This window comes from Alishewanella longhuensis (assembly GCF_014653435.1).
GTDB lineage: Bacteria > Pseudomonadota > Gammaproteobacteria > Enterobacterales > Alteromonadaceae > Alishewanella > Alishewanella longhuensis.
On sequence record NZ_BNAO01000004.1, the window covers coordinates 62,834 to 70,357 of the forward strand.

The 7,524-nt window shown below is 45.4% G+C and carries 6 protein-coding genes and 7 tRNA genes; 10 read left to right on the forward strand and 3 right to left on the reverse strand.

Features of this window, described 5'->3' with window-relative positions; translation table 11 throughout:
* Nucleotides 1-70: 70 nt before the first annotated feature.
* Entirely contained in the window at nucleotides 71-3,028 is a 2,958-nt protein-coding gene (locus tag IE163_RS09325) for a bifunctional diguanylate cyclase/phosphodiesterase (protein ID WP_229833508.1), read from the reverse strand.
* 95 nt (nucleotides 3,029-3,123) lie between these two features.
* Nucleotides 3,124-3,312: a PA3496 family putative envelope integrity protein gene (locus tag IE163_RS09330; protein WP_189432532.1), complete on the reverse strand. Its 189-nt coding sequence runs from the start codon at nucleotides 3,310-3,312 to the stop codon at nucleotides 3,124-3,126.
* A 183-nt stretch (nucleotides 3,313-3,495) separates the two neighbouring features.
* Here IE163_RS09330 and IE163_RS09335 point away from each other — a divergent pair, with 183 nt between their 5' ends.
* The gene (locus IE163_RS09335) at nucleotides 3,496-4,047 is read left to right on the forward strand and encodes a glutathione peroxidase (RefSeq protein WP_189432534.1); all 552 of its coding nucleotides are present in this window, start codon (nucleotides 3,496-3,498) and stop codon (nucleotides 4,045-4,047) included.
* 13 nt (nucleotides 4,048-4,060) lie between these two features.
* Here IE163_RS09335 and rnhA read toward each other — a convergent pair whose 3' ends face one another.
* Complete coding sequence (rnhA, locus tag IE163_RS09340) at nucleotides 4,061-4,534, reverse strand: ribonuclease HI (protein WP_189432536.1); 474 nt, start codon at nucleotides 4,532-4,534, stop codon at nucleotides 4,061-4,063.
* Nucleotides 4,535-4,673: 139 nt separating this feature from the next.
* Here rnhA and dnaQ point away from each other — a divergent pair, with 139 nt between their 5' ends.
* From dnaQ to IE163_RS09385, 9 genes are all read left to right on the forward strand, one after another.
* On the forward strand, nucleotides 4,674-5,378 hold the full coding sequence (gene dnaQ, locus IE163_RS09345) for a DNA polymerase III subunit epsilon (RefSeq protein ID WP_189432538.1): 705 nt from the start codon (nucleotides 4,674-4,676) through the stop codon (nucleotides 5,376-5,378).
* Nucleotides 5,366-6,733, forward strand: coding sequence for a TIGR03503 family protein (locus IE163_RS09350; protein ID WP_189432539.1), 1,368 nt, complete (start codon nucleotides 5,366-5,368; stop codon nucleotides 6,731-6,733). Before dnaQ ends, IE163_RS09350 begins: the two co-directional genes overlap by 13 nt.
* Before the next feature lie 106 nt (nucleotides 6,734-6,839).
* A tRNA-Asp gene (locus IE163_RS09355) sits at nucleotides 6,840-6,916 on the forward strand.
* Between the two features lie 17 nt (nucleotides 6,917-6,933).
* Nucleotides 6,934-7,010, forward strand: a tRNA-Asp gene (locus IE163_RS09360).
* A gap of 17 nt (nucleotides 7,011-7,027) precedes the next feature.
* A tRNA-Asp gene (locus IE163_RS09365) sits at nucleotides 7,028-7,104 on the forward strand.
* 26 nt (nucleotides 7,105-7,130) lie between these two features.
* Nucleotides 7,131-7,207, forward strand: a tRNA-OTHER gene (locus IE163_RS09370).
* A 26-nt stretch (nucleotides 7,208-7,233) separates the two neighbouring features.
* Nucleotides 7,234-7,310: transfer RNA gene (locus IE163_RS09375), tRNA-Asp, on the forward strand.
* 17 nt (nucleotides 7,311-7,327) lie between these two features.
* Nucleotides 7,328-7,404 (forward strand) — tRNA-Asp (locus IE163_RS09380).
* 47 nt (nucleotides 7,405-7,451) lie between these two features.
* A tRNA-Asp gene (locus IE163_RS09385) sits at nucleotides 7,452-7,524 on the forward strand.

Consider the following 7,524-nt stretch of genomic DNA (forward strand, 5'->3'; position numbering starts at 1 on the left):
TGCTTTAGTCTTCTGCTTTTGCTGAACCTATTTGATTAGAGTATTTTTATACAACAAAACAAGTAGCGTATTAGAAAATGTGACTGCGAATAAACGCAGTCGCATCTTTTCTGTTAAGTGGTTTACTGTAAAAATAACCTTGGATATCATCACAGCCTAACTGGTGCAACATTTGCTGCTGCTCTAACGTTTCCACCCCTTCAGCGATAGTGGTGAGCTCCAGACTTTTGGCCATACTAATGATAGCACTAACAATAGCTTTATCATCTGCATCGGTCAGTAAATCACGGATAAATGACTGATCTATCTTAAGTTTACTTAAAGAGAATCGTTTTAGATAGCCAAGTGAAGAATAGCCGGTGCCAAAGTCATCTATAGCGATTTTGCAGCCTTTGTCACTAAATTGCGTAATTAAATGGGCCGCTGCAGCGGGATCGTCCATCATCGCGCTTTCGGTAATTTCCAACTCTACTGTTGTTGCCGGCAATTGATGTTGGGCCAGCAACTGTTCCAGCTTGGCTAATAAGTCGGTCTGGCGAAATTGCAGTGGTGATAAATTAATGGCAATGGTTATTTGGTTATAGCCTTCGGCTCGCCACTCCGCCAGTTGAGTCAATGCTTTGCTGAGCACCCAGTCGCCTATCGGAACAATTAAACCACTGCTCTCGGCCAGCGGAATAAACTCTGCTGGGGAAATAGTGCCTAGCTCTGGGTTATGCCAACGTAATAGCACCTCAAAACCTATCAGCTGCTGGTTGTGTAGAGACATTTGCGGTTGATAAACTAACTGCAGTTCCTCACGCTCTACGGCTCGACGTAGCGCATTCTCCAAGAGCAAATGACGGGTATGGTATTTTTGCATTTGGGGAGTAAAAAAACAGTAAGTATTTCGGCCATGCTCTTTAGCTTGATACATGGCAATATCGGCATGTTTATACAGCTCATTAAAGTTTTGGCCATCATGAGGATAAAGTGCTATGCCTACCGATGCTGAGAGTACCAATTCATGCCCTTGAATTAAACAAGGTTGCAATATGTGCTGCAAAAGTTGTTCCGCTAGGATTGCGGCAGCGGTGCCATCAGTATCCGGTCTTAGCATCACAAATTCGTCACTGTTTAACCGGCTTAGGGTATCTTGTTCTCGGCAATGTGTTTTTAACCGGTTAGCAAGCTGGACCAGCAGTTCATCCCCAGCCTGATGGCCTAAAGAATCATTGATATGCTTAAAACGATCGATATCAATAACTAGCATCACTAAGGACTGTTGGGCGTTTTTACTTTGGGCAATGGCGCGTTCTGTTCTGTCTATCAATAATACCCGGTTTGGTAAGGCCGTTAGCGTATCAAATTCTGCCAAGAAGCGAATTTGCGCTTCGTCTTCCTTATACTGACTAATATCACTAAATAAACCAACATAATAGGTCTCGCCAGGTTCTACCCCAGCTATTTTGCTGATAGAAAGCCATTCCGGATAAATGCTACCATCTTTACGGCGGTTCCAGATTTCTCCTTTCCAACTACCCAGACTATTAATAGCTTGCCACATAGCGTTATAGAAATTTTTATCATGACGACCGGACGACAACAGCCGTGGATCCTTGCCTATTACTTCATCATGCTTATAACCACTGATTTGGCAAAATGCCTGATTTACCTGCACAATCTGTTGTTGTTCATTAGTAATGACCAAGCCTTCCGAACTTTGCTCAAATAAACGTGCTAACAACTGTAATTGCAGTTCGACTTCTTTGCGTTCAGTAATATCAATATGGGTACCAATCATCAGCGTTTTAGCAGTATCGGTTTGAATGCAGCGTCCTCGGGATAAGATCCATACCCAGTGACCGCTCTGATGACGCATCCGAAAAGTACTTTCGTAGAGTGTGTTATCTTTACGTTGTAGATACTGGGTAAAAGTCAGCATTGCCTGCGCGAGATCGGCTGGGTGCAGTAAATCTTGCCATAAAATATCTACACTATCTGTAGTGATATCCCGCTCAGGTTTGGGTAGCCCCAGCATAACAAAATACTCCGGACTACAACTTAGTGTGCGCTGCGATGGGTCATATTCCCAGCTCGCGGTATTACTGGCAACAATAAAAGAACGATGACGGGTTAACTGTGTTTGTAAATCCCTGGTCTTATCGGCAACCAGCAAGCTGAGTTGGCGCTTTCTATCTAATGCTTGCATTAGTAAAAAACTAAGCAGCGCCATTAATGCAGTAAATAACGCTGCTAAGCTGGCTTGCCGGTACAATACATTTTGATTAAGCCAACTATTACCAGGATATAGATACAAAATCCAGTTAGCACTGTCAGCCAAAATGACGGTATTTATGCTGTACTCTGACGCTGGCAAGGGGTTGCCTGCGATGAGCGTTAACTCTGCATCTGTTGGTGCTTGTTGTAGTAAGGCATATTGGATGCCCCTTGTCGGCAATTGCTGTAATTGTGCCAGGCTGCGCATTTTTTGCAGATGAAAAGTAACATTAACAAAGCCCCAAAATGCATCTTCGCCTTTGCCATTCAGATTAACAGGTAAGCGGGCAACAATACCGGTGCCACCTTGCACTAACTGATAGGGGCCTGTTAACTGTACTTGCTGACTGTGGATAATACTCTGTGCGGCATGTCGCTGTACCGGATCACTGAATATATTATGTCCTAGCAGATTGTGCCCACCCGACGCGGGGTAAACGGCACTTACAATCCCAGCAGGTGCCAATGACATCGCCGTAACGTGCGGATAATAAGGAAAAATTTCGGCGGCATAGCGCTCAAAGCCATGGGTGCTACCTTGCTGCAGTTTTAACCAGCCAGCAATAGCATAAACCGCGGCAGCGGTACTGACTAACTCTTGCTCAATAACGCCGGCGTAAGAACGCGCCTGATCGGCAAGTTGAAGTTTTTGCTGCTGATTGCGCTGTTCTGCTAAATACTGGATAAGACTAAAACTGGCCATGCCAGTTAGCAAAGTAACTAATAGGGTTACAAAGAGTGTTAGTTTGTAAGTTTTTGTTAAAAACACGCGCAAAAAGCCTGCCGCAACAAAGCATTAGAATAGATGTTAACAGTTTAGCACGCGGTAAACTATTCAAGTAAGGATATTATTGATTCTTTTCATTAATCGTCGGTAAGTTCCCAATCGTCTAGTAGCTGCCTTAGCCGTTTTTGTTCCAATAGCTCATCTATCCGCTTTCTTGCTTCATATTTTTGGCGCATTTTGGCATCTTTACGGTTAAGGTTCTTTTCCAGCTCCGGGTCTTCAATAAGTTCATCCAGTTCAGGCTCAATATGCGGTATTGATGTCATCTTTACTACCTCTAAGACTTTTGCTGATTATTTACCGATTTTTTGGTAGTAAAAACAGTGAGTTTTTTTTCTTCTGACGATGAAATTTATAATTTATGGCAAAAGCTAATCCAACGAAAAATGAACAGCGTATACTTAACAAATCAGGTAAGTGATCTGACAGCATTGATATGGAGATAACGTATGAAATTAACGTTAGCATTAACGGTTTTAGGTAGCATGTTGTGGATGGCACCCGCTGCTGCTGCCCAATGCGGTGATATTTTAGGGCACTCAGTACAGCAACTAAAAACCAGAGAGAGTGTGGACCTTTGCGAACAATTTAAAGGTAAAACACTGATAGTGGTGAATACGGCCAGTAAATGCGGCTTTACTCCGCAATTCGAAGCTTTAGAGGCCCTTTATCAGCAATACAAGGAGCAGGGGCTAGTGGTATTAGGCTTCCCATCTAATGATTTTCGGCAGGAACACAGCGACGAAGAAAAAACCGCAGAAGTATGTTATCTGACCTATGGTGTTGAGTTTCCAATGTTCTCAACGACCAGTGTTCGTGGTGACAAGGCTAACCCGGTATTTAAAGCGCTAATTGCTAAAACCGGTGAAAGCCCAGCTTGGAATTTTAATAAGTATATAGTGAGTAAAGACGAGCAACAGGTGGTACATTTTGGCAGCCGTACTAGCCCGACTGATGCCAAATTTATCGCTGAACTAGAGAAAATGCTGGCGGCTGAATAATAAAGGCTGCGCGTTACTGACTATTTTGTTCAAACGCTGTGTCAATAGCGGTTGCCTGATGTGTGGCAGCCGCTCTGGCGAGTTCGTCACAGCGTTCGTTTTCAGGGTGGCCATTATGCGCTTTTACCCAGTGCCAATTGACGTTATGTCTGCTGCAAGCAAGATCTAAGCGCTGCCATAAATCTTGATTCTTTACCGGCTGTTTTTGGCTGGTGCGCCAATTATTACGTTTCCAGCCCGCCAGCCACTGAGTAATGCCGAGTCGAACATATTGGCTGTCGGTGGTTAGCTCGACCTGACATGCATCTTTGAGCGACTCCAGGCCAATAATAGCAGCCAACAATTCCATTCTGTTATTAGTTGTTAATCTAAAGCCACCGCTAAGCTCTTTTCTATGTTGTTTATAGAGCAGTATAGTACCGTAGCCACCTGGCCCCGGATTTCCCAGGCAAGAGCCATCGGTGTAGATCACAACATTTTTTTGCATAAAGCTTGTCCTGACTATCAAAATAAAGCCAATAAAATCACGGCGAAACGTGGATTTTTACCGTCTTGGCTAAAATCTGCATATTGAAGTTGTTTGGGTATATAATCAACCTTAATTGCAAGCAGAAGCGAAATAAGCGATGTTAAAACGACAAATTATTCTTGATACAGAAACGACAGGTATTAACCCGAAAGAAGGCCACCGTATTATTGAGATTGGTTGTGTTGAGTTAATTAACCGTCGTTTTACCGGTAATAATTTCCATGTTTATATCAACCCTGAACGGGAGATTGAAGCAGAAGCGATAGCGGTACACGGTATTACCAACGAACGTTTGGCGCACGAGCCCAAATTCCGTGATATCGCACAAAGCTTTTTTGATTATATTCAAGGCGCCGAATTGGTAATTCATAACGCCGCTTTCGACGTTGGTTTTATTGACCACGAATTTGCCCTGCTAAAACCTGCCTTACCACCCGTTGCTCAATACTGCGGTATCCTTGATACATTAAAGTTGGCCAGAGATCTGCATCCTGGTCAGAAGAACAATCTTGATGCGCTATGCCGACGTTATGATATTAACAATAGCCACCGGACATTACACGGCGCCTTGTTAGATGCTGAGATCTTAGCAGACGTTTATCTGTTGATGACCGGTGGGCAAGTGAGTTTAAACCTTGCCGCCGATGAACAGGCAGAACAGCAAGATCAGCAAGGTCCGTTGCTAATCCAACGTAGTGGTAAATTGCGCGTGATTAAAGCGGATAACAGCGAAACAGCCGCACACGAGGTCAGGCTTGATCTGGTGCAAAAAAAAGGAGGCAGCTGCTTATGGCGCAGTTAAGCAGATGGTGGTTATTGGTTCTCTGGCTGTTCCCTCTGTCATTAATAGCAGAGCCGGCGCTACCGCAGCCTGAGCCAGGTTTTAAGATGTTGGAAGACTTACCGGTTGCCAATCAAATTCCGCTGCTGGAAAATCGTTTTCGGATTGATGACGGTATTGAAACTATCACAATGGTGTTGTTTCGCCGCCCCGGTACTGCTTCTGTAGTACTAGTGCGACCTGATGGTAGTAAAATTTTTTACAATACTGCGAAGCAGCATAATATCCGCTGGCACGATGCCGCCTCCTATGATTTGATTGAAATCGCTAAGCCAATGCCAGGCCCCTGGCAGGCCCTTGGTAGGATTTTGCCAGAAAGTAAAATTCTGGTACTTACCGATGTAGAATTAGATGTAGATCCCTTACCAAAGCCTCTAATGGTTGGTGAAAATTTTAAACTTACCGCCCGGCTTAAAGATGGAGAACAGATCGTTAACGCGCGTGACTTTAAAGATATCTTAACGCTGCAAGTTATTTTTATTAGTACTAATAATAAAGATTATGACAACTTTGGCCGCGGTATTGTTGAAGTAGCCACTTTTCGGGATGATGGTAGAGGATATGATGCCAGTGCGCGCGATGGTATTTTTACGGGAGAAATTAAACTAAATTTTGGTGCAGGGGAGTGGATACCTAAATTTACGGTAAAAACGCCTTTATACACTCGCGAAATTGAACAAGCGCCGATAGTAATAGAGCCGGCACCGGTGGATTTGGCAGTGACAGCGGCAGCAGCAGAGCAGATCCATCATCTAGTAACCTTAAAGCCTACAACAGATTTGGTTGATACCACATCTTTGCTATTTCAAGCACAAGTCAATTATCCCGATGGGGATATGGATGTCTTTTCAATTACCTCGCCCGGTGAGGCTATGCAGTTTGCCATGGAAAACCGTGGCCATGGCAGCTATATTTTAAACGTAAGTGTATTTGGGCAAATGATAGATGGCAGGGAGTTTGTATTACATCTGCCGGAAGAACGCTTTTTGGTTACTTTACAAGCCAGAGACGCGCCTGCATTAGCTGCCTTGCCAGAAGAAGAACTTGCGGTAGATATCGCCTCGCCAGAACCCCCTGCATCGGCGCCATTTCCGTGGCTTTGGATTATAGTAGTTAATTTATTTATTTTGATTGGTGGTGCCATAGCAATTTGGTTTGTTTTGACAGGTAAACCAATATCTAGCTTGTTGTTTTGGCGCAAGGAAAAAATTAAAGTTGTTGCACCAACTAAGGCAGGCCCTGCAGCTGAAACTAAAAAGGTACAAAAAAACAACGATTCAGATGACATTCTTGATCTTTCATTACCGGATGATTAAGGAATAGACAAAACTGACAAAAAAGATGTTGACGGGCTTTAGCCTAATCCGTATCATTCCCGCCGCACCAGACGATACCCAAATGAAATTGTCTAGTGCTTGGCGCGGAGCGGTAGTTCAGTCGGTTAGAATACCGGCCTGTCACGCCGGGGGTCGCGGGTTCGAGTCCCGTCCGCTCCGCCAATTTTTCGATGTACACCGGAGCGGTAGTTCAGTCGGTTAGAATACCGGCCTGTCACGCCGGGGGTCGCGGGTTCGAGTCCCGTCCGCTCCGCCAATTTTTCGATGTACACCGGAGCGGTAGTTCAGTCGGTTAGAATACCGGCCTGTCACGCCGGGGGTCGCGGGTTCGAGTCCCGTCCGCTCCGCCACTTACATCGAAATAGCTTCCTGATCCGGAGCGGTAGTTCAGTCGGTTAGAATACCAATTTTTCACGCCGGGGGTCGCGGGTTCGAGTCCCGTCCGCTCCGCCACTTACATCGAAATAGCTTCCTGATCCGGAGCGGTAGTTCAGTCGGTTAGAATACCGGCCTGTCACGCCGGGGGTCGCGGGTTCGAGTCCCGTCCGCTCCGCCAATTTTTCGATGTACACCGGAGCGGTAGTTCAGTCGGTTAGAATACCGGCCTGTCACGCCGGGGGTCGCGGGTTCGAGTCCCGTCCGCTCCGCCACGTCAGTAAGTGTTATATGCCAAATGAGCGTAAGCTCACTCCAGCGCGGAGCGGTAGTTCAGTCGGTTAGAATACCGGCCTGTCACGCCGGGGGTCGCGGGTTCGAGTCCCGTCCGCTCC

Excerpts from the sequence above, each read along its gene's own strand:
- IE163_RS09330 (WP_189432532.1), bottom strand. The coding sequence starts at position 3,312 with ATGACATCAATACCGCATATTGAGCCTGAACTGGATGAACTTATTGAA.
- IE163_RS09335 (WP_189432534.1), top strand. The coding sequence starts at position 3,496 with ATGAAATTAACGTTAGCATTAACGGTTTTAGGTAGCATGTTGTGGATG.
- rnhA (WP_189432536.1), bottom strand. The coding sequence starts at position 4,534 with ATGCAAAAAAATGTTGTGATCTACACCGATGGCTCTTGCCTGGGAAAT.
- dnaQ (WP_189432538.1), top strand. The coding sequence starts at position 4,674 with ATGTTAAAACGACAAATTATTCTTGATACAGAAACGACAGGTATTAAC.
- IE163_RS09350 (WP_189432539.1), top strand. The coding sequence starts at position 5,366 with ATGGCGCAGTTAAGCAGATGGTGGTTATTGGTTCTCTGGCTGTTCCCT.